Genomic DNA, 25190 nt, shown 5'->3' with positions numbered 1-25190 from the left:
GAAGGGAATGGCCCAATATGTGATATTATACATTTCCAAACGGGAACGTCCCGATCATAATCAGGAATGGCTCGCCCGGCACATGGAGGGCAGGGGGACGATGCGGCTTGTTGGCGTACGGGCCGCGCGGGCTTCCGCTTTGTTTTTTGCCGGGAAATTTGGGGCATGTTACGATAAATGAACAAAGGAAACAGGGTAATGATGGGCAAGGCTCAGCACGCGAATTCCAAAATGCTTGAAAAGGAGGTCCCGAGCTATGACCATCCAGGCAGGAATCATCGGTTACGGACTGTCCGGGTCCGTGTTTCACGTACCGGTAATCACGAGTGTTCCTGATTTTGTCATTACGACCGTCGTATCTTCGAAACCGGACAAGGTGCACCGCGATCTCCCCGGAGCGAAGGTGGTGAGCACGGTCGATGAATTGCTGGCTGACCCCGAGCTTCGGGTCGTCATCATCACGAGTCCGAATACGACGCACTATCCGTATGCCAAACAAGCGATTGCGGCCGGCAAGCATGTCGTTGTGGAAAAGCCGTTCACCGTCACCTCAGCTGAAGCGGACGAGCTGATTGAATTGGCCAGGCAGCATGGCGTGCTGCTGACGGTATATCATAATCGCCGCTGGGACAATGATTTTCTGACGGTCCGCAATCTGCTGGATATGAGAGCGCTCGGGAAGCTGTCGCTATACCAGGCACACTTCAATCGCTATCGGCCGGAGGTCAAGGAGGATAAATGGCGGGAGCAGGGGCTTCCCGGTTCGGGGACACTGTACGATCTGGGCTCTCATCTGATCGACCAGGCGCTGTTCCTGTTCGGAATGCCGGCTCGCTTGTGGGCTGATCTGCAGGCGGAACGACGCGGGTCGCAGGTGACGGATTATTTCCACCTTGTACTGATCTACGAATCGTTTCGGGTCATTCTCCATGCCGGCTCGCTGGTGCGCCAGACAGGGCCGAAATTCGAGCTGCATGGCGACCTCGGGAGCTTCCTGAAATACGGGGGCGATCCCCAGGAGGATCAGCTCAAGGAGGGCATGCGCCCAGGCGATACCGGCTGGGGAGAGGATCAGCCGGAGCAATACGGCCAGCTCGCGACAGAGTTTAGCGGTCTGGCTGTGCAAGGCGAGATTGAAACGCTGCCGGGAAGATATCAGGCTTTCTACCAGGGACTGGCCGAAGCGATCCTGGAAGGGGGCCCGCTGCCGGTCAGTGCCGAGGATGCACGGGACGTCATCCGGATCATTGAAGCGGCTTACGAGAGCGCGAAGGAAGGAAGAACGGTCACGATTACCTGACGACGATCGGTAGCAGATGTTGTAGAGCCGAGGCTGCGGTCAGACACATAGTTTTCTCCGGATGAGGAATATTAGGATGGTATGCTTTCACAGCATGGGGGAGCGCTTTCTGTTCCCATCGAATCGACACGAATGATAGGAGAGAACGGATATGATGAAGAAAGGCTGGGGCCTGCAACCTGCGTTCCTGCTGCTCCTGGTGCTGGTGCTTGTCTCTGCTGCCCCTGGCACTGCGCTTGCAGCGGGCAGCGGACCATTTCATTTCGGCTTTAAGAAAAGCGTTGACGGTAAGCTTCCTTCCATTGATCAGGAGGGCTTCAAGGAGCTGCTTCAGAAATACGGCGCCATATTCATGGGCGACCCCGAGAAGAAAGAGCTGTACCTCACCTTTGACAACGGTTACGAGAACGGGTATACGGCGCGGATCCTGGATACCCTGAAGGAGAAGAAGGTGCCGGCTACGTTTTTTGTGACGGGCCATTATGTGAAGACCCAGGAGGAGCTGCTGAAACGGATGGCAGCCGAAGGCCATATTATCGGGAACCATTCCTGGAACCATCCGGATGTGACCACCATTTCCCCGCAGCAGCTCCAGCAGGAGCTGGAGCGGGTCAAGGCGGAGGTGGCCCGCATCACCGGCCAGCAGGAGATGAAGTATTTGCGAACCCCCCGGGGGATCTTCGATGAGCGATCGCTGGCGGTCAGCAAGGAGCTGGGCTACACGAACGTGTTCTGGTCACTGGCTTATATGGATTGGGATGTGAAAGCTCAGCGCGGGGCAGGGTACGCATACGATAAAGTCACGGCGCAATTGCATCCGGGAGCGGTGATGCTCCTGCATTCCATTTCCAAGGATAATGCCGAGGCGCTAGGCCGTATCATTGACGAGGCTCGCCGCCGGGGCTACGAATTCAAGTCCCTGGACGATATGCAGAAGAAGGCGCCTTAATTGCCGGACAGGCCGCGCAGGTGGTGGTCCTGTCCTGGGAACGGTGGGCCGCCATCCTGCGGTAAAACAACGCATGCTGAGTCTGAGGATGAAAGAGCGTGCGTCCCTTCTGGAACCAGTCGGGAACTCAAGACCAGGCGCATAGGACCGTATCGCTATTAGCGGGCGGTGCCTGTGCGCTTTTTTGCTGTGTGCTCAGGTCGGAAACGGCCGGGCGCTTCGTCAGCCAGACGGTGCATTCAGGAACGGATGTTTGGTATAATACGCTCTATAACAAGATGAAATCGGCGTATTCGCATATCGAACAAGGTGTATCGTGAAGCTGATGTCAAAGGAGACCCGCCAATGCCTGTGATCGTTCCAATATCCGTAAGGCCGCTTGTCGAATATGTGTTTCGAAGCGGCAGCATTTCATCCGGATTCCGGTCTGCTTCGACGCTGGTCGAGGGCACGAGAGCACACCAGACGGTGCAGAAAGAATACGGTGAACATGACCGGAAAGAAGTGCAGCTCGAAACAGCCATTCCATATGAGGATATGGTATTTCAGATTGAAGGCCGCTGTGATGGCCTGCTCTTTCAGGGAGAGCGAATATGGATCGACGAGATCAAGTCCACCTCCGGCCGACTGGAGGATATTGAGGAGGACAGCTATCCGGTCCACTGGGCACAGGCCAAGATGTATGCCTACATGTATGCCAAGCAGCATGATACGCGCACCATCACCGTCCGTTTGACCTATGTGCACATACCGAGCGGAGAGCGCAAGCAATATGAGCAGGAATGGAGCGATGCGGAGCTTGAGACATTTGCGCTGGATGTCGTGGCGGCCTTTGCGCCCTATGCCAAGCTGCTCCACGAGCATAGAACGCGCAGGGATCATAGCATCCGGGAGCTCGCCTTTCCGTTCCCTTCTTACCGGGAGGGGCAGCGGAAGCTGGCCGGGGCAGTCTATAAAAGCATTGCCGAGGGCAAAAAGCTGTTTGCGAAAGCCCCGACAGGCATCGGGAAAACGATCTCCACCATCTTCCCGTCGGTGAAAGCGATTGGGGAAGGGCTGCTGGATCGGATCTTCTATCTTACAGCCAAGACCATCACCCGCACGGCGGCTGAGGAAGCGATGGCCCGGATGGAACGGGGCGGGCTGCATATGCATACCGTGACCCTGACGGCCAAGGACAAAATTTGCTTTCGCGAGGAAGAGGGCTGCGGCCAGGAGGCCTGTGTTTTTTCCGAAGGCTATTATGATCGGATCAATAAGGCGATTCTGGATCTGCTCACCCATGAAACGCTCATAACCCGGCCGGTAATTGAAACGTATGCCCGCAAGCACCAGGTATGCCCGTTTGAGTTTTCCCTGGACGCCGCGTATGCGGCCGACGCTGTCATATGTGATTATAACTATGTATTTGATCCACGCGTGTCATTCAAGCGGCTTCCGGAGGAGGTTAAGAAGCGCAGCGTGCTGTTGGTGGACGAGGCGCATAATCTGGTGGACCGGGCTCGGAGCATGTTCTCGGCAGAGCTGCATAAGTCGGCATTTCTGTCGCTGCAGCGGATGTACAAGGAGATTAATCCCGCCTTGTACTTGGCTGCGCAGAAGGTGAACAGCCGCTTTATTTTGCTTCGCAAGGTCAGCGGCGGACAAGAGCGTTTCGTCGGCTCACAGCAGCCCGAGTTGATGTCCGAACTGCTGGAGGAGTTTGTGATGCAGGCCGAGGCGGAGCTAATGTCCGGCAGAAACGGGGAAGAAACGGAGGCTCTGCTGGAGACCTACTTCGCGGCACAAGCGTATCTGCGCATCTCGAGGCTGTATGATGAACGGTTTGTCACCTATGCCGATATCGGGGCCAGCGAGGTGCTGTTGAAGCTGTTCTGTCTGGACCCTTCGTATCTGCTGCAGCAGGCCGGCAAAAATTACCGCTCGGCGGTGCTTTTCTCGGCGACGCTGCTCCCGTTATCCTATTACCGCGACATGCTGGGCGCGGACGAGGAGGACTACAGCTTGTCCATTCCATCCCCCTTCTCCCGGGAGCAGCTGGATGTGCGTTTGCTGCCTGTCTCGACACGCTTCAAGGACCGGGAGAAGAATAAGGAAGCGATTGTTCAGATGCTGTGCCAATTGGTGAAGGAGAAGCCGGTCAATACGCTGGTATTCCTCCCTTCCTATCCGTATATGCAGGAGATCCATGCAGACTTCATCCGGGCGATACCCGAAGTTCGGACACAGCTTCAGGGGCAGGGCATGCGCGAGGAAGAACGCGAGCAGTTTCTTAGCGCCTTTCAGGCTGAATCAGAGGAAGCTTTGGTTGGATTCGCGGTGATGGGCGGCATCTTCTCTGAAGGAATTGATCTTCGCGGCGAGCGGCTGTCGAGTGTAGTCGTTGTGGGTGTGGGGCTGCCCCAGCTGTCGTTTGAGAACGAGATCATTAAGGATTACTTCGAACAGACCGGCAAGCCCGGCTATGATTATGCGTATGTTTTTCCAGGTATGAACAAAGTGATGCAGGCCGGGGGCAGACTGATCCGCTCCGAGGAGGACAGCGGGACGCTGGTGCTGGTGGATGACCGCTTTCTGAGCCGTCCTTACAGCCAGCTTCTGCCGGAGGAATGGAGACACTACACAAGACGGTAGGCCCCTTGATATACCCGGTTTCCGCAGCAGCGAACCGCCGCTGATCAGCAGTACGGCTCCCGAGCGTGAACCGGCTCCTTCCCCGATATGCGCAGGTTTCGTATACATGCAAGGCTGCCAGTGATGGCAGCCTTTTGGCGCGTCTTCATAATAACGCTCGCAACGTTATAAGGCGAACGGAAGGACGGGGGGATTCCGTCTAGTTCCAAGCATTCATAGAACAAAGTTGACATATGATGGGGGGCGCATTATATTTAGGTTACCTAATAATTTAGATGCCTATGCAAAACAGAAAAGAGAGGGATTGGTAATATTGGAAAACGACCATCAACCATCGGAAGATGAAGCATCCTCGAGCCGGGGCTGGGATGGAAAGGCGGGCTTTGAGAACAGTGTTGCCCGGAACCTGGTGAGAAGCATATATCGGTTTCACAGGCAGGAATGGGAAATCCATATGAATATGGAGCATACCCCTGGGGAAGTCCGGGTGCTGATGAGCCTCCTGGACCGGAGTGAGAGTCCGGAGCTTCCCGGGTTGAAGGTGTCCGAGATCAGCAACCGGATGAGAGTGACATCGCCGACCATCACGCAATTCGTGAAGGGGCTGGAGAAGAAGGGACTCGTAGAGCGGGTCATTGACGAGAAGGACCGCCGGGCGGTTCGCGTCTGTCTGACTGCGGAAGGCAAGCGGGTCGTTGAGGAAGTTCAGGACAATGTTACCCGCTATATGAACGGTTTGGTTGATTATCTGGGGGAAGAGGACAGCAGGAAGCTGACAGAACTGCTGAACAAGGCTTCCACATACCGAAGCAGAACGTTGCGGCCAACCGAAGCGCAGGATATGGAGCGAGGGAGATGAGAATATGCTGAAGCTGTTTCGATATATGCAGCCGTACCGCAATGCGGTGCTGATGGTGTTGCTGTTCACCTTTTTGCAATGTCTGGCGGAGTTGTATTTGCCAACGCTGATGGCGGACATTGTCGATATTGGAATTCTGACCGGAGATATTCCTTATATATGGCGCGTAGGCGGCTTTATGCTGCTGGTTGCCGCGCTCGGAATGCTCTGCTCGATTGCGGCCAGTTATTTGGCGGCTAAGGCAGCTTCGGGCTATGGACAAATTTTGCGCGGGCGGGTGTTTACCCATGTCGGAAACTTCACACTCCATGAATTTGACAAGCTGGGCACCGCATCGCTGATTACAAGAACGACCAATGACATTACCCAGATTCAGCAAGTCACGATCATGATGCTGCGCATGATGGTGATTGCTCCGCTCATGTGCGTCGGAGGGATCATTATGGCCGTCTCCCGGGATACCGGTCTGACGAGCGTGCTGCTCATCGTGCTGCCGGTTCTGGCGCTGGCCATCTTCCTGATTGCCAAGAAGGGGATTCCGTTATTCAAGGCGATTCAGGTCAAGATCGATACGCTCAGCCGCGTCGTGCGGGAGAACCTGACCGGTATGCGTGTCATCCGCTCCTTCAATCGGATGAGCCATGAGAAGGTTCGCTTTAATGATGCCAACGAGGATTTGACAGCCACTTCGATCAAGGTCAACAAAATTATGGGTGCGATGATGCCCATCATGATGCTAGTGATGAACTTTGCGACGGTGGCTATCGTCTGGTTCGGAGGACATCGGATCAATGCCGGGCACATGATGGTCGGAGATCTGATGGCTTTTCTTCAATATGCGATGATGATTATGTTCTCCTTAATTATGCTCTCCGTCATGTTTGTCATGATTCCGCGGGCACAGGCATCTGCGGTTCGGATCCAGGAGGTGCTCAGCCTTGTCCCTGAGATCAAGGATACGGACAAGGAACCTGCTGCGACCGGGCAGAAGGGCGTTGTCGAGTTCGAGGACGTCACGTTCTATTATCCGGGCGCAGAGGAGCCGGCGCTGTCCAATATTTCGTTCCGGACAGGTCCGGGCGAGATTACAGCGATTATCGGCGGCACCGGATCAGGCAAGTCGACCCTGATCAGCTTGATCCCCCGTTTCTATGACATCACGTCCGGCCGGCTGCTTGTGGACGGCGTGGACGTGCGGGATCTGAAGCAAGAACAGCTCAGATCGAGAATCGGGCTTGTGCCGCAGAAGGCGCTGCTGTTCACCGGGACGATTGCGGACAACATTCGTTACGGCAAGGAAGATGCAAGCATGGAAGAGATACAGCATGCCGCTGAGGTCGCTCAAGCTGCCGATTTTATCTCCAAGATGGAGGGCGGATACGAGGCGGTGATCTCTCAGGGCGGAAGCAACGTATCGGGTGGACAGAAACAGCGGCTGTCGATCGCACGCGCGCTCGTGCGCAAACCGGAAATATATCTGTTCGACGACAGCTTCTCTGCGCTTGACTTCAAGACAGATGCCAAGCTGCGCGCCGCGCTGCGTGAGGAAACCGGCGATGCCGCGGTATTGATTGTTGCACAGCGGGTGAGCACCGTGATGGATGCCGACCGCATTATCGTGCTGGATGAAGGACGGGTTGCAGGCATAGGGACACATGCAGAGCTGATGGAGAACTCCCGCGTGTACCGGGAGATTGTCGCTTCCCAGCTGTCGGAGGAGGAGATCGCATGAGTGACAAGAAGGAAAGACGGGGGCATTCGGGAGGCGGTCCCTTTGGCGGTCCTCATGGACCGGGCATGCCGCCGGAGAAAGCGAAGGATTTCAAGGGCACATTCAAACGGCTGTCCGGTTATCTGAGACCGCATCAGGGCAAGCTTCTGACGGTTCTTATCGCTGCGATCCTAAGCACAATCTTTGGCATCGTCAGTCCGAAAATACTGGGGGATGCGACGACGCTCCTCTATCGCGGCTATACCAGCGGGGACGGCATCGACTTCGTTGCCATCCAGAAGATCATGCTGTGGCTCGGCGGACTATACCTGCTCAGCTCGCTGTTTGCTTACATCCAGCAGTACGTGATGGCCAGTGTGGCCCAGCGTACGGTGTATGATCTGCGCAAGGAAGTGAACGACAAGCTGGGCCGCCTGCCGCTGAAATATTTCGATGCCCGCACGCATGGCGAAACGCTGAGCCGGGTGACTAATGACATGGACAACATCAGCAACACGCTCCAGCAGAGCTTGACGCAGATGATCACCTCTGCCGTCACGCTGGTCGGGGTCGTCATCATGATGCTTACGATCAGCCCGCTGCTTACGCTTGTTGTCATTCTGACACTGCCGCTCAGCATCATTGTTACCACCGTGGTGGCGAAGCGCTCCCAGCAGCATTTTGTAGCCCAGCAGAAGCATCTGGGAGAATTGAACGGCCATGTGGAAGAGATGTATACCGGGCACAAGATCGTCAAGGCATTCGGCCGGGAGCGCCAGTCTGCCGAGAAATTCGAGGAAGTGAACAACCGGCTGTTCGATGCCGGATGGAGAGCGCAGTTCATCTCCGGAACGATTATGCCGCTGATGGGCTTTGTCGGGAATATCGGATACGTAATCGTCTCTGTCGTGGGGGGCGTGCTTGTTACCCGCAGAGCGATTGAAATCGGGGACGTTCAGGCCTTTATCCAGTATTCCCGTCAATTCACGCAGCCGATCACACAGCTGGCGAACATCGCCAACGTCATCCAATCGACCATTGCTTCGGCAGAGCGGGTGTTTGAGGTGCTGGATGAGACGGAGGAAACTCCGGATGCCAGCGCTGCCTCGAAGCCGGACCGTCCGCGCGGCGATGTGGCGTTTGAGCATGTGAGCTTCGGCTATCATGAGGATCAGCTGCTGATCAAGGATATGAACATCGAAGTGAAGCAGGGGCAGACGGTGGCTATCGTCGGTCCGACAGGGGCAGGGAAAACAACGCTGATCAACCTGCTGATGCGCTTCTATGAGCTTAATGCTGGCCGAATCACCATCGACGGTATCGATATTACCTCAATGAAACGCGGGGAGCTGCGCAGCCTGTTCGGGATGGTGCTCCAGGACACCTGGCTCTTCAATGGCACGATCCGTGACAATATCGGGTACGGCCGCGAGGGGGCGACCGAGGAGGAGATCGTTCAGGCCGCCGTCGCAGCGCATGCGGACCATTTCATCCGTACGCTGCCTGAAGGGTACGATACCGTGCTGAATGAAGAAGCGACGAATATTTCACAAGGGCAGAAGCAGCTGCTCACCATCGCCAGGGCGATCCTGGCGAACCCGGCGATCCTCATCCTCGATGAGGCGACAAGCAGCGTGGATACCCGGACCGAGATGTACATTCAGCATGCGATGAATGAACTGATGAAGAACCGGACCAGCTTTGTCATCGCGCACCGTCTGTCTACGATCAAGGAAGCGGACCTGATTCTGGTCATGAATCAGGGAAGCATCATTGAACAGGGAACCCACGAGGAGCTTCTGGCGGCCGGCGGCTTCTATGCCGACCTCTACAACAGCCAGTTCAGCTCCCGGAAGGAAGCGGTCTAACCTGCGCTGCTGTCTGAATGGCGGTCATATCGAGCATTGCTTTTTCATATGGTTCTACTATAATGAAGGTTATGAAACTTGGCACGGGACGTGCTCATTACGTATAAGGGAGCCATGATCGTTATTGAATAAGGCTGAACTGAATCAAATTGTACAGGAGCTGTTACGTCGGTCAGGCAGTACCGTGACGGTTGCGCTGGAGTCCTATTTTCCCGGGGGACGCTTGGTCGGAGGGAAATATGCGATGAATTCGCACACGGTCACGATGTATACCGAGGTGATACGCCAGCAATGCTTGCAGCTGTTCGGATCGCTGGAACAGGTCGAAGCCTATTTTGCCGTCGTGTTCGCCCACGAGCTGGGTCATGCGGCTGACCAGACGCTGCAGGAGCTGTGCAGCAGAATGGACACCTCGGAGAACGAGCTTGTGCGCAAACAGATTGCGCTGCAGGCGGAAGAGAATGCATGGCATTATGCGGCCGCATGGATCGCGGACATCGATCCGGCATTCGTGCGCGTCATTGTCGAGCAGTCACTGGCTGCTTACCGCACAGAGATTGCATCTACAGAGATCGCGTGATTCTGGAGAATTCCCATTTATATTTCAAAAAATAGAAGCCCGCCCAGCGGATGACCTTGCGTCATCTTCTGGTGCGGGCTTGATTGTGTTTCCATCCGGCGACGGGTCTAGTCGTCAGGGTTCAGCTTTTTTAGCGGTTCAATCGCCGGCCCTTCCAGCACCTCGCCATCGAACGTGTACCTGGAGCCATGGCATGGGCAATCCCATGAGCGCTCCCCTTCATTCCATTCCACTTCGCAGCCCATATGGGTGCAGGTCGTATCCACCATGTGAAGGTTTCCTGCTTCATCCTTGAATGCCCCTGCACGCTGCCCATTATGGCGGACGATGGCTGCTTCCCCAGGCCCGAGCTTAGATGGATCGGTGTGCTTCAGGTCCACTTTTCCGGCGATGAAATCTTTGACAACACCGGCGTTCTGAACGACCAAGGTTTTCAGGCTCGGATCCACTTTGAAACGGGACGGGGAGAACAGCTGGGCATACCGATTTTTGCGCTGAAGGACTTTGTCCGCCAGGATGTGAGCGGCCAGCGCGCTGGTGGTCATGCCCCATTTCCGGAATCCCGTAGCTACAAAAATCTTGTCCTCATTCGGCGTCAGCGAACCGATGTAAGGCAGGTTGTCGAGCGTCACCAGATCCTGCGTTGACCAGCGGTACGGGATCTCTTTGGTCCCGAGCAGCTTCCCGGCGAACAGCTCCAGGTTTTCGTAATGCTTGTATGTGCTGATTCCTTTTCCTGTCTTGTGATTCTCCCCGCCAACGATGACCAGATCTTCGCCCTGATAAGAGGCGGACCGCAGGGAGCGGACGGGCTGGTCAATGCTGAGATACATCCCGCCGGGATACGCGGTTTCCGGCTTGACCGCAATCGCATAGGAGCGTTCCACGTGCAGTCTGGCGAAGTACATCCCCTTGCCGTCATAGAACGGGAAATGGGAGGCGGACACGGCAAAATTACAGGTGATTTTATGATTGCCGCGTGTCGTCTGCAGGATGACCGGGCCGCTTGTTTCCGCCTGTTCATCAATGGTTGTGTATTCATAAATCCGTCCGCCGAGCTTCAGAAACCTCTCCGTCAGCCGCTTCATGTACTGGAGCGGGTGGAACTGGTACTGTCCGGGCATCTTGATCGCACCTTGAATCGGGATCGGCAGCGGAAGCTTGTCCATCCACTCGCCTGGAATGGAAAGCTTCTCATACGTCTTGAGTTCATCCTCAAGCTTGGACAAACTGCGCTCATCCTCCGTATAGATATAGGCATCCTCCAGCTTAAGCCCGCACTCCTGCTCCTCCTCACCGACCATGTCCCGGATGAACTCAATGGCTTCGCGGTTTCCTTCATAATACTTTCGGGCATTCTCCGCGCCAAAATGCTTCTCGAACTCATGATAGATCAGACCATGCTGGGCTGTAACTTTCGCCGTCGTAAATCCGGTCGCTCCGTTCAGAATTTTGCCGGCTTCAAGAACGACCACATCCATGCCCTCCTTCGCCAGCAAATAGGCCGTCGTAATACCGGTGATGCCACCTCCAACGACAGCTACATCAGCCTGAATATCTTCAGCCAGTCTATCGAAGGACGGCAGCTCGCTTGTGGCCCGCCACAAAGATTCGGGATATTGCGGAAGCCCTTGCTTCAGATTGCCTGACTCATTCATACAGCACTCCTCCTTGAAATCATCATTTTCGCCTGTCTTTTCCATCTTTGTTTTCATTATTACCACGCCATGAAGATTAGAAACTTGTGCTGCTGACCGCAGGCTCGTTTCGCGGGTTCATTCGCCCAAATTTCTTCCGCTACTGTAAATAATTTGGGGGGATTGTGAAAAAAATACCTTAAACGGACCAGATTCGGAAAAGCGAGGAAGTTGAGGGATTCGATCATGAAAAAGCAGAACAAGCTTAACCCCAAGCAGGCGCTGGCCTGGCTGCACAGACAACTGAAGGGCGTCTCGGATATCGAGGAGCGCAAGTTGAAAAAGGGCTTTGAGGAGATCGACATCATATACTTCAAAAGCATGTGCGATCCTGTCATGATCAATAACCATTTGATCAACCGGTTTTATGAGCTGGACGATGTGCCGCTATATCTGGAGTTCATAAGATCTTTCCCGAAAAGTCTGGAGCCTGACAGGGAAGAGGATATGCTGCGCAACATGCTGCGCGGAGCGGTCGCTATCTTCACCAGGGACAAGGTGCTGTTGTTTGACGCTGAGCTGGTGAATACGAGCAGCATTCAGCCGGCCAGTACGGAGAACGTCATTCAGGGCCCTGACGATTCTTTCACGGAGAACGTTGAGGTCAACCTCAATCTTATCCGCCATCGTTATCAGTCGGCCCATCTGAAGAGTGAATATATGACAGCGGGAAGAGCATCACAGACCCGGCTCATTATTTTGTACGATGATACGCTCGTCGATAAGACCATTCTGGAAGAGGTAAAGAATCGGCTGTCCGATATCACATCGGATGTGATTCAATCCGCATCGGATATTGAAAGGTCAACGATGCATCCGCATTGGCGCCTGTTTCCTACGATGATGTTCAGCGAGCGGCCGGACCGGACGGTCATGAATATTTCACAGGGTAAAATCGCGATTCTCGTGGATAATACCGGCTACTCCATTTTGGTTCCTTCGATCTTTAACGACTTCTTCACCGCCATGGATGATAAAATCCAGCTGCCTCCGATCGGCTGGTTCCTGAAAGCCATCCGGTACATTGCATTGTTTCTGACGGTGCTTCTGCCAGCGATGTACGTTGCCTTTACGTCATACAATCCGGAAATACTGCGGATGCAAATTTCCCTGCTTATCGCAGGCAGCCGGGCCACGGTGCCGTACCCCTCTTTTTTTGAGGTGATTTTCATGCTGCTCGCCATGGAGTTTCTGACCGAAGCGAGCGTGCGACTGCCGAAGGCGATTGGTCCCACAGCCACGACGGTCGGCGGTCTTATTCTCGGAACAGCGGCCACGGAAGCGGGGCTGGTCAGCAATATTATGATCATCCTCGTATCCGCTGTGGCGATAACAAACTTCGTGATTCCTTTCTCCATGATGAGCATGGGGATTCGGGTGAGCAAATATGTGTTTATTCTTCTCGCTTCCACCTTCGGGCTGGTCGGCATCGTGCTTGGCATGGTAGCTATGATCACCTATTTAACAAGCCTCCGCACCTTTGGCAAGCCATATCTGAAGATGTTCGCCATGGATTGGCGGAAAAAGGGGGATGAGCGGAGTGGTTAGGAACAAGTATTTCTACTACCTCTTCTTATTGAATGCATCGATCAATCTGATTAACTTTGTTCCCGGCATTATGCTGGATGACCGGTTTGATGGGGGCATGATGTCCATCCTGTTATCGATCCCGATCGGTGCAGGGCTGCTGTATCTATTTGCGAAGCTGATTGCCAAATTTCCGGGAGAAGGACTGCCGGAAATTTTGTATTCTACCTTGCCGGGATGGCTGGCGGCCCCGATGCTGATCGTAGCCGCCGCGGTCTGGTATTTCTCCAGTGTCATTACCCTGATCAGCTTTACCGATATTACGGATCGGTATATTAATCCGGACATTGCGACATACCTCATTCTGGGCGGGTTCATTGTGGTCGTCGGATTGGCCGCCCGTCTTGATTCCGAGTCGATTCTATACGCGCTTGAGATGGTGCTGTACATGGCGGTTCCGCTCATTGTTTACATGTCCTGGCGCGCGCTCAGCAGCCCGTTTTTCAGCTATGACTCTGTTCGGCAGATTATCACCTATACCTGGAATCCACCTACATACCAGACGATGGCGGCGGCTACATACGTCTTCACCGGATACATCAACATGGTGGTGTTTAATCGGGTGTTCCATAAATTCAGAATGAGGCATATCATTCTGATCATTATGATGAGCATTGCGACATTGGCTGTATCGATGCTGGGGCCAATCGGGTTTCTTGGAACGATCGGTGCGGGAGAGCATGAATATCCGGCGTTTGCGGCGATGGACTCGCTCAGAATCCGCTACTTTATCATCGAGCGAATGATTTATGTGTTCTACTTTGTGTACATGACGCTGTCTCTGCTCAACTCGATTGTCCACTGGCATGTCAGCAAGGAGCTGATCATCGGGGTGTTCGGGTTCAAGGGAAGCCCGTCACCCAAGGGAGACAAGAAGAGGAGAAGGGCCGAATGGTGGATTATTGGGGTGTTTAGCTTGATCGTGCTAGTCATCTCAGGCGCAATTAACCAATACATGTTGAAGGATATGGCGATTGTGTTCGTTGATTCCCGGTTTGCCGGGGAATTTGTGCTGATTGGAACGCTGATATATGCCGCGGTCAAAAGAAAGAGGAGGAAGAAAGCATGAGACACTCCACATATCGTGTGATGATTTTGTTATGTGCGTTCATTCTGCTTCTGAGCGGCTGCGGATTCCGTGACATTGACCTCAGGTTATTTGTTGTTTCCATCGGTGTGGATGTGTCGGAGAAGGGGCCGAACGTGAACAGATATAGCTTCAAGATGGCCATTCCGACAGGTGATCCAAAGTCGGGGGAGGTCAAGTCGCTGACCGTTACTCAGGAATCCGAGAGCATTGCCGAAGCGATACGTCAGGTTAAGTCCAAGGTGGACAAGGAACTGGATTTCGGGCACTGCAGGGCGGTGCTGTACGGCGAGTCATATGCGCGCCGAAGCATCCGCAGCATTCAGGACTGGACGGTTCGGCGCCGGGACATCCAGCTGCTGATGTTTCCGGGTGTGGCGATTCCGACGGCGGAGGCTGTGCTGAAGATCCAGCCGCCGACGGAGCGGGTCGCCGGCAACGCGCTTGTGCTGGCCATTAGCGAGGACGGGACCGAGTCCCCGTTCATTACGAGGACGTTTGCCTTTGATCTCAACCGCAAGATGAGGGAGATCGGAGAGGACCCGGTCATGCCGGTCATTACGACCGAGGGAAATGTGCTGAATATCGACCGCGTCGCACTGATGGACAAGGAGCGGGTCAAGCTGATCCTGAACCCCGAGGACACCAGACTCTATAATATGCTGGATCGCAGGGATATACGGACCAATCTCCGGACGAGGCGGGATGGCGAGATTCTGGAGATGAATGTGGAGCGCTCGAAAGCGAAATACAAAATTATCGATGGTTCTGATGGACAAGGAGAGATCAGGTATACCATTCGGCTGTCCGGGACGCTGGAGGAGAAGCAAATGGAGGAGCAGATGACCCTGGAGGAGCTTAAGAAGATCGAGGAAGCTTTCAGCCAAGAACTGTCGAAAGACGTGACCCGACTGCTGAAAAAAATACAGGAAACCGGGTTGGACCCGCTTGGCTTCGGTTTGCGTTATGCCGGAACGCACTGGAACAATGATACGGAAATGCAGGACTGGGAGCGGCTGTACCCGCAGATCAAGTTCACGGTGAAGGTGCGGACGAAAATCAAATCGAACTTCTTCAAGCGGTGACTGGAGGTCCTTCTGACGAATGCGCTGAGAGATGGTAAAATAGAGAGGAGACATCCATCTTCATATAAGGGAGGTTCCACCAATGGAGTTCAGAAGATTAGGCGGAAGCGGGCTCAAGGTTAGCGAAATCAGCCTTGGCAGCTGGCTGACCTATGGCGGGTATGTAGAACGTGAAAATGCAGTCAAGTCGATTCAGACGGCGTACGGGCTTGGCGTTAATTTTTTTGATACGGCCAATGTCTATGCGCAGGGTGCTGCAGAAGTGGTCGTAGGAGAGACGCTGGGCGCGTTCCCGCGCGAGTCCTATGTGCTGGCAACCAAAGTGTTCGGAAATATGGGAGACGGCCCGAATGACCGCGGACTCTCCCGCAAGCATATCATGGAGCAGTGCCATGCCAGCCTTAAGCGCCTTGGTACGGATTACATCGATATTTATTACTGCCACCGATTCCATGAGGAGACTCCGCTCGAAGAAACGCTGCGGGCGCTTGACGATCTAGTGCGTCAAGGGAAGGTGCTGTATGTGGGTGTCAGCATGTGGACAGCTGCCCAGATGGAAGCTGCACTGGCCGTGGCTGACCGGTATTTGCTGGATCGCATCGTGGTGAATCAGCCGCTGTACAATATGTTCGAGCGGCAGATTGAAGAAGAGATTATTCCGCTTGGTGAACGTAAAGGGATTGGACAGGTGGTCTATTCACCGCTGGCCCAAGGGGTGTTGACTGGGAAATACGCCAGTCTCGAGGACGCTCCGGAGAACAGCAGGGCCTCCAAGCTTGGAACCGACAGGCTGAAGATCAGCCCGGAGCGTCTTGAGAAGGTACAGAAGCTCGGCGCAATAGCCCGAGAGCTTGATATCACGGTCGGCCAACTGGCACTTGCATGGATTCTGCGTCAGCCGAACGTAGCGAGCGCACTCATTGGAGCAAGTCGGCCGGAGCAGGTGGAAGAGAATGTGAAAGCTTCTGGCATCCCGCTGTCTGAAGCGACATTGACCGCTATTGAAGAGGTACTCCAAAGTTAGGGGGCTGTAATCCGGGAGCGATACATACCTTGTTTCGCCCGGTGTTCTTCGCGCGGTATAGCTCCTGGCCAGCTTGATCCAGCAATTCGATAGCTTGCCTGGCCATCATCGTATCGGGATGAACAGCCACGCCGACGGATACGGTAAGGTGAAGCTTCGTTCCGCTGTGCAGGAGAAAGGTATGCTTCTCCACGGCTTCCCGGATTCGCTCCGCAATCGCCGTCATCTCGATGGGGGTTGCTTCCGGAACGAGCACGGTGAATTCATCGCCGCCGCTTCGGGAAACTTCGTCAAATGAGCGGGCATGCTCCTTCATCACATTGCCAAGCTGTAATAACACGGCATCTCCGGCCTCATGGCCGTAGGTGTCGTTTATTTTTTTGAAGTGATCAATGTCAACAATAATAAGGCCAAGCCGCTCGCCGAAATGCTGGGCTTCGAGAAACCGCTCCGAGAGCCGTTGCTCGAACTGCTTCAAATGGCTGAGATTTGTCATATCCCCAGGCGCCGCCGGGGTATTAATCTGCAGCAGAAGCTTGTTGGCTGCATGTGTATGTTCGGTCAGCAGGCAGAGCAATGCTGCGGCTATGATGGAGACTACCAGCTGCGTAATGAAGAATATAAACGCCCGATCATGGTCTGTCATGTTGGTCAGAATGACGAGCAAATGGATCACCATGCTGCCGGCATTCATGATTTGCATCTTGGTCATCCGGTCGAGCCGTGTCGTCGATATCCAGCCTGAGATGACGGCGATCAGCAGCATGCCGGAACCGATAATGACGGAGGAGATCGATACGCCGAATATGACCATCCGGCCGAAGCCGATAAGCAGCCCGGAAATGATGGCCGGAATCCAGCCGAAATAGATGGCTGCCACCATCATCACAAGATGTCGCAGATCAGCGGTAAGGTTCATATCAATAGGAAATGAATGAAGCATCATGATCTGGCCAATCAATCCAAATAAAATGCCCGCATAGATCTTCACTTTTAATGAGGGAGTATCCATGCTCAAGGCGTAGCGCTGCGTCAGCCATCCAGAGATATATAGGAAGGTGGCGAGTATACAAAAGTTGATTAACAGGCTGTTCAGCATTGGGAGTGAAGAGCTCCTTTCACATTTCCTTGAATAAATGTTGGAAATGAGGACGTTCCTCCCTATTTTAAGGATAAACGGGGCCAAACACCAGAAATTTATCGCCCTCAATTTACAAAAGGTGCGAAAATGCGAGCGTATTCTCCTACATCCACCATTCGCTGCCCGTATAAAGGATCAGCCCGCTCATACTTGCGTACGCACTGAGGATGTGCTGCCTGGACTTCGGGTTCAATCTTCTTTCGACAAATGATCGGAAAGCCAGCAGCACGGATACAGCAAGAATACAGTCATGGTGAGTAGATGTTCTCCACCCCATCACCAATCTCGTCATCAATAGTGCAGCGATCAAAACCGCAACGATCGCCATTTCTCCGAACCTGTGCCACCGATTCATGTGTTTGTACAGCCACCCCTTCGTTTCACGGGGGAGGTTCAGTTTTTTCTTCAACCATAAGGAGCCGAACCAGAAGGCTATCGTATACAAAATGGTGCAGATCAGGAACATGAGCGTCTCCTCCTTTCCGCCTTACGTGCCCACTTAATCATGGAATGATATCTATATTATTCCATATATAAGCTCTCTTGGGGAATGGAATGTTGGATATTGATAAATCATACCTATCATATTGACCAAACTCGAAATAAGATTTATACTTATTCTAAAAATAAAATTAAAAGGGTGAATACCTTGAAATCCATAAACCTGACGACGCAGCGGCAGGCGGTATATGATGTAGTTCGGGAAGCGAACGACCATCCTACCGCTGCGGATATTATGAACCGACTGATGGAGAAGGGCTATAATCTGGCGTACGGTACGGTCTACAACTCCCTGCGCTACCTGACAGACAAACAGCTGATCAGAGAGCTGAAGCTTGGGGAAAGCGCCAGCCGCTATGATGCCAGAATGGATGATCATCAGCACATCATCTGTGAGGTATGCGGTAAAGTAGACGAAGTCATGACCGAGGTGCCCAAGGATTGGGCCGACACGGTAGCGGGTGAAACGCATTACGTCATTCATCATGCTCATGTTGTATTTGGGGGGGTATGTCCGGAATGTCAAACCAAACGGAAGAACTGATGGCAAGTATCGGAGCTGTGCTGCCGTTTCCAGACTGGAAAGTGGAGAATCGTTATACTGAGCCTGGCCTTGGCTTCTCGATCGGCGATGCTTGTCCGGTGTCCCTTCGAGCTGCACTGCTGAGCCGCTCACCCGGACGTGTACAGGATATGCTGATCACCTTGTCCGAGAATTGCTTTGAGGTCATGATGTTCAGAAAGTGGGAACCGGGGCTGCAAAATGCCTTGAACACAGGCATTCTCATCGCGGATATGACCGGCTGCCGGGATATTGTCGCTTTCCGGAAGGAAAGAGATATGCTGATTCCAGGAGAGGCCGGAGTGCCTGTGCTTTATCTGGTCAATGAGGAATTGATGGGCCGGGCAGGCGGCAGTCTGCTGAGCGAAGAGCTGATGGTGTGGCCAGCGCGCTCCAAGCAAACGATGCTGTATCAGGTGCAGCGCACGATTCGCCTGTTCTCCGGCGTAACCTTACGGTCCGAAGAAGGAGCCAAAGGGCTGGTGTTCAAAGACCTGATTGTCGACAGAGAGAAAATGACCCTGCACCAAGGACATACGCCGGTTCACCTGACAAAAACCGAATTCAGTTTGCTGATTCACCTGCTGGAGAGCGGCGGTGCTGTATGCACGCGCGAGGAGCTGATGAGCAAGATTTGGGATACGGATTTTATGGGCGGCAGCAATGTGGTGGACGTTCATGTCAAAAGTCTTCGCAAAAAGCTGAACGACCATGCGGGGGCGCCGCGATATATCGCAACAGTACGAGGAGTGGGTTACCGCCTGGCGGATTAATCCGCTCTTTTTTTTTGCCAAGTTTTATCATTGTTCTTTCATATGAACTTCATATAAGGCTCATTTGACCATCATGACCTTCTCCCTCCACAGATGCTACAATCAATTCATAAATTTAGATTCAGTCTAATATCAATTATAGTTCTAGGAGGAATAGATATGATGGATCGCTTGACCACCAACCAGGGAACCCCTGTAGGAGATAACCAGAATTCGAAGACAGCCGGCCGGCGCGGACCGACGCTGCTGGAGGATTACCATCTGATCGAGAAGCTTGCCCATTTTGACCGTGAACGGATTCCTGAGCGGGTCGTGCATGCACGCGGAGCCGGGGCACATGGCGTCTTCGTGGTAGAGAACGACTTGAAGCCTTACACTCGGGCAGCGTTCCTGCAAGAGATCGGACAGGAGACACCGGTCTTTGTACGCTTCTCCACCGTGATTCATGGCACCGGTTCGCCGGAGACGGCCCGGGATCCTCGCGGATTCGCAGTGAAATTCTACACGGAAGAAGGCAACTATGACCTGGTCGGAAACCATCTGCCTGTATTCTTCATCCGGGATGCCATCAAGTTTCCGGATATGGTGCATTCGCTCAAGCCATCGCCAGAGACGAACATTCAGGAGCCAGGACGTTACTGGGATTTCATGACCCTGTCCCCGGAATCGACGCATATGATGACCTGGGTATTCTCGGATCACGGCACGCCTGCCAACTATCGCGAAATGGACGGCTTCGGGGTTCATTCGTTCAAGTGGGTCAATCAGGAGGGGAAAGTCACTTATGTTAAATACAAATGGGAGTCCCTCCAAGGTGTCCGCACTTTGAACGCCGATGAGGTGACAGAGGTCCAGGGCAAGGATTTCAATCATGCCACACGCGATCTTCATGAGCATATCAAGGAAGGGAATTTCCCGAAATGGCGCCTGCTCGTGCAGCTGATGTCGCCAGAGCAGATGGATGATCTGGCATTCGATCCGCTTGATCCGACCAAGACATGGCCGGAGGAGCTGTTCCCGTTCATCCCGGTAGGCACGATGACGCTGAACCGCAACCCGCAGAACGTATTTGCGGAAGTGGAGCAAGCTGCCTTCTCGCCAAGCGCACTCGTCCCGGGCATCGAAGCATCGGAGGATAAACTGCTGCAAGGCCGACTGTTCTCTTACCCGGATACACAGCGCCATCGTCTTGGACCGAACTATCTGCAAATTCCGGTGAACTGCCCGTATGCTCCCGTTCGCAACCATCAGCGTGACGGCTTGATGAATGTGAAGCAGGACCCATCGCCGATCAACTATGAGCCAAACAGCTACACCAGCGGGCCCGTAGAAGACCCTGCATACCGCGAAAGCGAAGCGCCGCTTCATGGTCCGACCACCCGGCAGCGGATTGAGAAGACGGATGACTTTACACAGGCCGGAGAACTGTACCGTTCGTTCACGCAGCAGCAGAAGGATAATCTGATCCGCAATCTGGTGACTGATCTTCGTCAGACCAAGTCGGATATCCAGCTGCGCGCGGTCTGCAATTTCTACCGGGCGGATGCGGAGTACGGTGAGCGTCTGGCCGCTGGCCTCGGCATCGATCTGAGCGCCTTCATTCCGAGCGGAAAGTAACCAAACCAGCCAGGCGCTTTATCCAATGAAGCATCGGGCGCATGGCTTTTATATAAATGGTGTTGATGCTCAGCACGAACAGAAAGAGTCCTGAATCAGGGCTCTTTTTTTTAACGGATTCTTAAGGGAAAAATAATGTGACGGCATGTGATAAATTTCCACTTAAATTAAAGGCACTTTCTTCCGATAAATTGTCGATATAAAGGGATGTTGGATTACATTATAGACAAAAGGGATTCGTGCCATGAAAAAAAGAAATGCCCAGCGAATTCGCAGGAATATGATGGTTGCCTACTTGCTTGTCCTGCTGGTGCCGAGCATCACCATCGGTTATTTCACTTACCGGGATGCGGCAGCAACCATTGAGCGTCAAATTATGGAGGATGCAGCATCTAGTGTAATTACGGCGGACAAAATTATCGACCAGACGATTGGAGCCAAGCTGCATGACCTGGGCTATTTCATTGGCGAGATGAATTCTGCGAGCACGAATCAAGAGCAGGCGAACGGGGGGACACAGATTCGCGATAGATTAAGGCAGTATCATAACCTTCATCCTGAGACGTCGAATATCTATGTAGGTACAGCGACGGGAAGCTTCATTTCGGGTTCAAATAATCAGGTAGCTGACGATTATGATCCGCGGGAGCGGGATTGGTACCAGCAAGCGATGAACAGTCCGGGACAGCCGATTGTAACGGCTCCTTATACTTCCGCTTCCAGCTCGGAGACCGTGGTGACGGTAGCGCAAACACTGGAAGACGGTGAAGGGGTCATGGGGATCAATTTGAATATGGACCAGATTCGCGATCTCGTTCAAGTGCAGGTGGGGCGCGAGGGATATACCACGGTTGTGGATCAGACTCATAAATTCCTGTTTCATCCGGAATATCCGGCAGGCACCGATGCCGAGAGCAACGGGGATACCGAGTGGGTGGCCCGGCTGTTTGAGCAAGCGGACGGACAATTCTCATTCCAGCATCCGGACAGCGGGCATTGGCAGATCAATTACATCACGAATGAATGGACAGGCTGGAAAATCGTTGGCGTCATGTCCAACGATGAGGTCACTGGCGCCGTAGCCGATATTCGAAGCACGATGATCTGGCTGCTGGCAGGTTCTCTCATCATCGGCCTCGCTCTGGCAGCGTGGAATATCCGCTCCGTAATTGAGCCGGTTCGCAAGTTAAGAGAAGCGACAGAAATTATTAGCGGCGGCAACCTGGCTTATCGTCTGACGGGATTCAAACGCAATGAGATCGGCGAGCTCGCGGATAACTTCCAGCAGATGGTTGATAATTTGCGGGATATGATCCACGGGGTCAAGGATATGACCGAGAATGTATCGGCTTCCTCGGAGCAGCTGTCGGCCAGTGCTGAAGAGAATACCAGAGCTATCGAGCTTGTGACATCTTCTGTTCAGGAGGTTGCCGTGGGCAGCGAGCGTCAGGTTCAAGCGGTTGCAGACGGGCTTCAGCGTATGAACGAGGTGAACGGACAGGCAGATACAATTGCCAGCACACTGGAGGAAGTCCATTACAATATGCAAAGTACGGCCAAGCTGGCCGAGCAGGGGAATCTGGCGGTCATCACTACAGCGGACACGATGCAGGGCATCGATACTGTTGTGAAGGATCTTGGGGGCGTCATTGAGCAGCTTACGTTAAGAACGGAAGAGATTAGCGGCATCATCGGAGATATCGTGGACATCTCCCAGCAGACCAGTCTGCTGGCGCTCAACGCCTCGATTGAGGCGGCAAGGGCCGGAGAGCAGGGCAGAGGCTTTGCGGTGGTCGCAGCTGAGGTACAGAAGCTGGCTAAGAAATCGGAGGGCTCGGCGCAGCAGATTACTAGTCTCATCGGAAGTGTGCTCGAGGAAGTGAAGCGGACGAACGAGGCGATGAGAAGTGCCGAGGAGAAGGTATCTGAAGGCGTTGGCGCTGTTGATGTTACCGGACGATCCTTCTCCCGGATCAAAAAGTCGGTGGAGAGCGTGACCGCGAGTGTGGCCGGAACGACAGAGATCGCCCATGCGCTTGCTTCCCACGCCGCGGTTACCAAACAGGCGGTGGAGTCGATACGGGAAATATCGGAGCAGGCGCTGAGCAACACCCAATCGATCTCGGCCGCCTCCGAGGAGCAGCTGGCCTCCATGGAAGAGGTCGCTGCATCGGCATCCGACCTGAGCCGGTTGTCCGAAGAGCTGCAGCAGCTGGTTGAGCGGTTCAAGCTCTAGGATCTCCACAGGAACGATTCATAATAAGTCCTATCGGACATCGGGAAGGAACAGGCCACGTGGCCTGTTCCTTTCTCTATGCAAGGCAGGCGAAAGGGCTAAAGCGCCCCTCATATGCTTCGGGAATATATGCGGCCGGAGAATGATTCCCGAGGCATCGTGCGGCCCGGCAGAGGAATTCGGACATAGCGGGGCGAATACCCGAGTAGATTTAATCGTGGCGTGTCACTTCTTACAGGTTCCATCCGTTCTGTGAGATTTAAGGCGCATGGCGTGAAGCCCGAGGCGCTGGCTGACTTTATATTCAATGGCCAGACCAGTATACTGTATAGAAATGAGAAAGCTGTACATATGAGGGGAGGAAGGACAATATGGCACAACATATGAAGGATCGGGTGATCGCCCTGGCAGGCCCGCGCAAATCAGCCGAGATGTCCAAGCTGGTTGAGAAGATGGGAGGAACTCCGCTGATCTGTCCCGCCCAGGGGACTGTTTTTCTCGATGATGAGGAGCTGCGGGCGGCCATTGCCGCATGGGTGGCCGATCCGCCGGAATGGGCCATTTTCACGACCGGAATTGGACTAGAGGCGATCTTTGATATGGCTGAACAGATGGAACTGCTTGAGGCGATGCTTGGGGTTCTGGAGAGCACCCAGATCGCTGCCCGGGGATACAAAACAGTCAATGCCATGAAGAAACGGGGCCTCGTTCCTGTGGCCAGAGATGATGACGGCAGCACAGCCGGCTTAATCCGTGCGATGGCGGACTGCGAGCTGGATCGCAAGCGCGTCATTCTTCAGCTTCACGGGGAATCGGCGCCACAACTGGTGAGCTGGCTGGAAAGCAAGGGCGCTGCCGTCCGGACGATCCTCCCTTATAAACATATTCCGCCGCAGGAAGAAGACCTTGAGCGGTTGGTTTCGAACATTGTAGCCGGGAGCGTGGATGCCGTTGCCTTCACCAGTGCTCCGCAGTTCCGTTTTCTGACCGATTATGCCGAGTCCAAGGGGCAGCTGGCTGCGCTGCTGGATGCGTTTGCCGGTCCGGTGGTTGCCTCTGCGGTCGGCAAGGTAACTGCACAGGCGCTGCGCGAGGCCGGGATCGAGCGGATTGTAGTGCCGGAGGAAGAGCGAATGGGCGCTATGATGGTGACGCTGGGACGTTATTTTGCCGGGGAACCGGATCGACAGCGCCAGGCTTGATGCTCTGAGCGGCTGCGAAGGAATATAAGGAACACGCATCGAGGATGTTGCCCTGACGTGAACTCTCCACGTGCATGGAACAGGATGTCCTGTGAATGATATAGACAAGATCCGCGATTTATGGGAGGACAAGAGATATGGATAAAAGAAAGGCTTTGCTGCTCGGCAGCTACACACACCCGAAGTTTCACCCGCTCCAAGGCGTTGACAAACAGATAACCCATGTGCTGAATGATATGTTTACCGTTCAATGCACGGAGAACCTGAAAATGCTGCATGAAAGCAATCTGTACCCCTATGAGCTGTGCATTGCCTACAGTGACCTTTGGGACGAGAAGGTATCTCCCCGGCAGACGGCCGGCTTGCTCTCGTACGTAAGCGGTGGCGGAGGCCTGCTGATTCTGCATAACGGCATTTCCCTGGCCAATCGGTATGAGCTGGCTCAACTGATCGGTGCCCGGTTCGACGGCCATCCGCCGATGCGATCCCTGTCTTTCAAGCCGGCAGAGACGCAGCATGATATTATCGAAGGGATTGAGCCGTTTGAGCTTGAGGAGGAGCCCTATCAGTTTGAGTTTGATCCGTTTGCGGAGCGAACGGTTCTGCTGCAGTATGAGGCGGATGGCGAACTGTGCCCGGCTGGCTGGTGCCATACGTACGGAATCGGCAGGGTGGTATTCCTGATGCCAGGCCATCATGAGCCTACCTTCCTTCAGCCGCAGCTGCGCACCATCATTGCGCAGGCGGCGAAATGGGCTGCCAGGGTTCCCGGTTAAG

Annotated in this window: 20 protein-coding genes; 17 read left to right on the top strand and 3 right to left on the bottom strand. The window is 54.0% G+C overall.

Features of this window, described 5'->3' with window-relative positions; translation table 11 throughout:
• Window positions 1-256 precede the first annotated feature (256 nt).
• From CHH67_RS09880 to CHH67_RS09850, 7 genes are all read left to right on the top strand, one after another.
• Window positions 257-1300 carry an oxidoreductase gene (locus CHH67_RS09880; protein ID WP_095265003.1) on the top strand — a complete coding sequence of 348 codons (1044 nt, stop codon included), beginning with the start codon at window positions 257-259 and terminating at the stop codon, window positions 1298-1300.
• A 154-nt stretch (window positions 1301-1454) separates the two neighbouring features.
• Window positions 1455-2249, top strand: a complete 795-nt coding sequence (pdaA, locus tag CHH67_RS09875) for a delta-lactam-biosynthetic de-N-acetylase (RefSeq protein ID WP_095265113.1) — start codon at window positions 1455-1457, stop codon at window positions 2247-2249.
• A 345-nt stretch (window positions 2250-2594) separates the two neighbouring features.
• Complete coding sequence (locus tag CHH67_RS09870; protein ID WP_095265002.1) at window positions 2595-4883, top strand: ATP-dependent DNA helicase; 2289 nt, start codon at window positions 2595-2597, stop codon at window positions 4881-4883.
• Between the two features lie 313 nt (window positions 4884-5196).
• Window positions 5197-5742, top strand: a complete 546-nt coding sequence (locus tag CHH67_RS09865; protein ID WP_230875767.1) for a MarR family winged helix-turn-helix transcriptional regulator — start codon at window positions 5197-5199, stop codon at window positions 5740-5742.
• Window positions 5743-5746: 4 nt separating this feature from the next.
• A complete protein-coding gene (locus tag CHH67_RS09860) occupies window positions 5747-7474 on the top strand; it encodes an ABC transporter ATP-binding protein (protein WP_095265001.1) in 1728 nt (575 codons plus the stop codon).
• Entirely contained in the window at window positions 7471-9321 is a 1851-nt protein-coding gene (locus tag CHH67_RS09855) for an ABC transporter ATP-binding protein (protein ID WP_095265000.1), read from the top strand. The genes CHH67_RS09860 and CHH67_RS09855 overlap by 4 nt, the downstream gene beginning before the upstream one ends.
• 124 nt (window positions 9322-9445) lie before the next feature.
• The gene (locus tag CHH67_RS09850; protein WP_095264999.1) at window positions 9446-9901 is read left to right on the top strand and encodes a hypothetical protein; all 456 of its coding nucleotides are present in this window, start codon (window positions 9446-9448) and stop codon (window positions 9899-9901) included.
• A gap of 107 nt (window positions 9902-10008) precedes the next feature.
• On the opposite strand, the gene CHH67_RS09845 is transcribed toward CHH67_RS09850, so the two are convergent.
• Complete coding sequence (locus CHH67_RS09845; protein ID WP_095264998.1) at window positions 10009-11559, bottom strand: FAD-dependent oxidoreductase; 1551 nt, start codon at window positions 11557-11559, stop codon at window positions 10009-10011.
• Window positions 11560-11784: 225 nt separating this feature from the next.
• On the opposite strand from CHH67_RS09845, the gene CHH67_RS09840 reads away from it, so the two are divergent.
• From CHH67_RS09840 to CHH67_RS09825, 4 genes are all read left to right on the top strand, one after another.
• The gene (locus tag CHH67_RS09840) at window positions 11785-13146 is read left to right on the top strand and encodes a spore germination protein (protein ID WP_095264997.1); all 1362 of its coding nucleotides are present in this window, start codon (window positions 11785-11787) and stop codon (window positions 13144-13146) included.
• Window positions 13139-14254 carry a GerAB/ArcD/ProY family transporter gene (locus tag CHH67_RS09835; protein WP_095264996.1) on the top strand — a complete coding sequence of 372 codons (1116 nt, stop codon included), beginning with the start codon at window positions 13139-13141 and terminating at the stop codon, window positions 14252-14254. The genes CHH67_RS09840 and CHH67_RS09835 overlap by 8 nt, the downstream gene beginning before the upstream one ends.
• Window positions 14251-15357, top strand: coding sequence for a Ger(x)C family spore germination protein (locus CHH67_RS09830; protein WP_095264995.1), 1107 nt, complete (start codon window positions 14251-14253; stop codon window positions 15355-15357). The genes CHH67_RS09835 and CHH67_RS09830 overlap by 4 nt, the downstream gene beginning before the upstream one ends.
• Before the next feature lie 82 nt (window positions 15358-15439).
• A complete protein-coding gene (locus CHH67_RS09825) occupies window positions 15440-16381 on the top strand; it encodes an aldo/keto reductase family protein (RefSeq protein WP_095264994.1) in 942 nt (313 codons plus the stop codon).
• On the opposite strand, the gene CHH67_RS09820 is transcribed toward CHH67_RS09825, so the two are convergent.
• Window positions 16356-17480 (bottom strand): GGDEF domain-containing protein, encoded by a 1125-nt coding sequence (locus CHH67_RS09820; RefSeq protein ID WP_095264993.1) that lies wholly within the window; start codon window positions 17478-17480, stop codon window positions 16356-16358. The genes CHH67_RS09825 and CHH67_RS09820 overlap by 26 nt on opposite strands.
• Before the next feature lie 145 nt (window positions 17481-17625).
• Window positions 17626-17988 carry a DUF4181 domain-containing protein gene (locus tag CHH67_RS09815; RefSeq protein WP_095264992.1) on the bottom strand — a complete coding sequence of 121 codons (363 nt, stop codon included), beginning with the start codon at window positions 17986-17988 and terminating at the stop codon, window positions 17626-17628.
• A 183-nt stretch (window positions 17989-18171) separates the two neighbouring features.
• Here CHH67_RS09815 and CHH67_RS09810 point away from each other — a divergent pair, with 183 nt between their 5' ends.
• The 6 genes from CHH67_RS09810 to CHH67_RS09785 all read left to right on the top strand — a co-directional run bounded on the left by CHH67_RS09810 (window position 18172) and on the right by CHH67_RS09785 (window position 25189).
• On the top strand, window positions 18172-18567 hold the full coding sequence (locus CHH67_RS09810; protein ID WP_095264991.1) for a Fur family transcriptional regulator: 396 nt from the start codon (window positions 18172-18174) through the stop codon (window positions 18565-18567).
• The gene (locus CHH67_RS09805) at window positions 18543-19358 is read left to right on the top strand and encodes a winged helix-turn-helix domain-containing protein (protein WP_095264990.1); all 816 of its coding nucleotides are present in this window, start codon (window positions 18543-18545) and stop codon (window positions 19356-19358) included. Before CHH67_RS09810 ends, CHH67_RS09805 begins: the two co-directional genes overlap by 25 nt.
• Window positions 19359-19520: 162 nt before the next feature.
• Window positions 19521-20975 carry a catalase gene (locus CHH67_RS09800; RefSeq protein ID WP_095265111.1) on the top strand — a complete coding sequence of 485 codons (1455 nt, stop codon included), beginning with the start codon at window positions 19521-19523 and terminating at the stop codon, window positions 20973-20975.
• Between the two features lie 244 nt (window positions 20976-21219).
• On the top strand, window positions 21220-23211 hold the full coding sequence (locus CHH67_RS09795) for a methyl-accepting chemotaxis protein (protein WP_095264989.1): 1992 nt from the start codon (window positions 21220-21222) through the stop codon (window positions 23209-23211).
• Between the two features lie 371 nt (window positions 23212-23582).
• Complete coding sequence (locus tag CHH67_RS09790) at window positions 23583-24413, top strand: uroporphyrinogen-III synthase (protein ID WP_095264988.1); 831 nt, start codon at window positions 23583-23585, stop codon at window positions 24411-24413.
• Between the two features lie 137 nt (window positions 24414-24550).
• A complete protein-coding gene (locus CHH67_RS09785; protein ID WP_095264987.1) occupies window positions 24551-25189 on the top strand; it encodes a ThuA domain-containing protein in 639 nt (212 codons plus the stop codon).
• The last annotated feature ends 1 nt before the right edge of the window (window position 25190 follow it).

It is taken from the genome of Paenibacillus campinasensis (assembly GCF_002272015.1).
Classification (GTDB): domain Bacteria; phylum Bacillota; class Bacilli; order Paenibacillales; family Paenibacillaceae; genus Paenibacillus_AQ; species Paenibacillus_AQ campinasensis.
Note: the sequence above shows the minus strand (reverse complement) of the source record. Positions and strands in the feature narration are given on the sequence as shown.

Excerpts from the sequence above, each read along its gene's own strand:
- CHH67_RS09880 (WP_095265003.1), top strand. The coding sequence starts at position 257 with ATGACCATCCAGGCAGGAATCATCGGTTACGGACTGTCCGGGTCCGTG.
- pdaA (WP_095265113.1), top strand. The coding sequence starts at position 1,455 with ATGAAGAAAGGCTGGGGCCTGCAACCTGCGTTCCTGCTGCTCCTGGTG.
- CHH67_RS09870 (WP_095265002.1), top strand. The coding sequence starts at position 2,595 with ATGCCTGTGATCGTTCCAATATCCGTAAGGCCGCTTGTCGAATATGTG.
- CHH67_RS09860 (WP_095265001.1), top strand. The coding sequence starts at position 5,747 with ATGCTGAAGCTGTTTCGATATATGCAGCCGTACCGCAATGCGGTGCTG.
- CHH67_RS09855 (WP_095265000.1), top strand. The coding sequence starts at position 7,471 with ATGAGTGACAAGAAGGAAAGACGGGGGCATTCGGGAGGCGGTCCCTTT.
- CHH67_RS09845 (WP_095264998.1), bottom strand. The coding sequence starts at position 11,559 with ATGAATGAGTCAGGCAATCTGAAGCAAGGGCTTCCGCAATATCCCGAA.
- CHH67_RS09840 (WP_095264997.1), top strand. The coding sequence starts at position 11,785 with ATGAAAAAGCAGAACAAGCTTAACCCCAAGCAGGCGCTGGCCTGGCTG.
- CHH67_RS09830 (WP_095264995.1), top strand. The coding sequence starts at position 14,251 with ATGAGACACTCCACATATCGTGTGATGATTTTGTTATGTGCGTTCATT.
- CHH67_RS09825 (WP_095264994.1), top strand. The coding sequence starts at position 15,440 with ATGGAGTTCAGAAGATTAGGCGGAAGCGGGCTCAAGGTTAGCGAAATC.
- CHH67_RS09820 (WP_095264993.1), bottom strand. The coding sequence starts at position 17,480 with ATGCTGAACAGCCTGTTAATCAACTTTTGTATACTCGCCACCTTCCTA.
- CHH67_RS09815 (WP_095264992.1), bottom strand. The coding sequence starts at position 17,988 with ATGTTCCTGATCTGCACCATTTTGTATACGATAGCCTTCTGGTTCGGC.
- CHH67_RS09805 (WP_095264990.1), top strand. The coding sequence starts at position 18,543 with ATGTCAAACCAAACGGAAGAACTGATGGCAAGTATCGGAGCTGTGCTG.
- CHH67_RS09800 (WP_095265111.1), top strand. The coding sequence starts at position 19,521 with ATGGATCGCTTGACCACCAACCAGGGAACCCCTGTAGGAGATAACCAG.
- CHH67_RS09795 (WP_095264989.1), top strand. The coding sequence starts at position 21,220 with ATGAAAAAAAGAAATGCCCAGCGAATTCGCAGGAATATGATGGTTGCC.
- CHH67_RS09790 (WP_095264988.1), top strand. The coding sequence starts at position 23,583 with ATGGCACAACATATGAAGGATCGGGTGATCGCCCTGGCAGGCCCGCGC.
- CHH67_RS09785 (WP_095264987.1), top strand. The coding sequence starts at position 24,551 with ATGGATAAAAGAAAGGCTTTGCTGCTCGGCAGCTACACACACCCGAAG.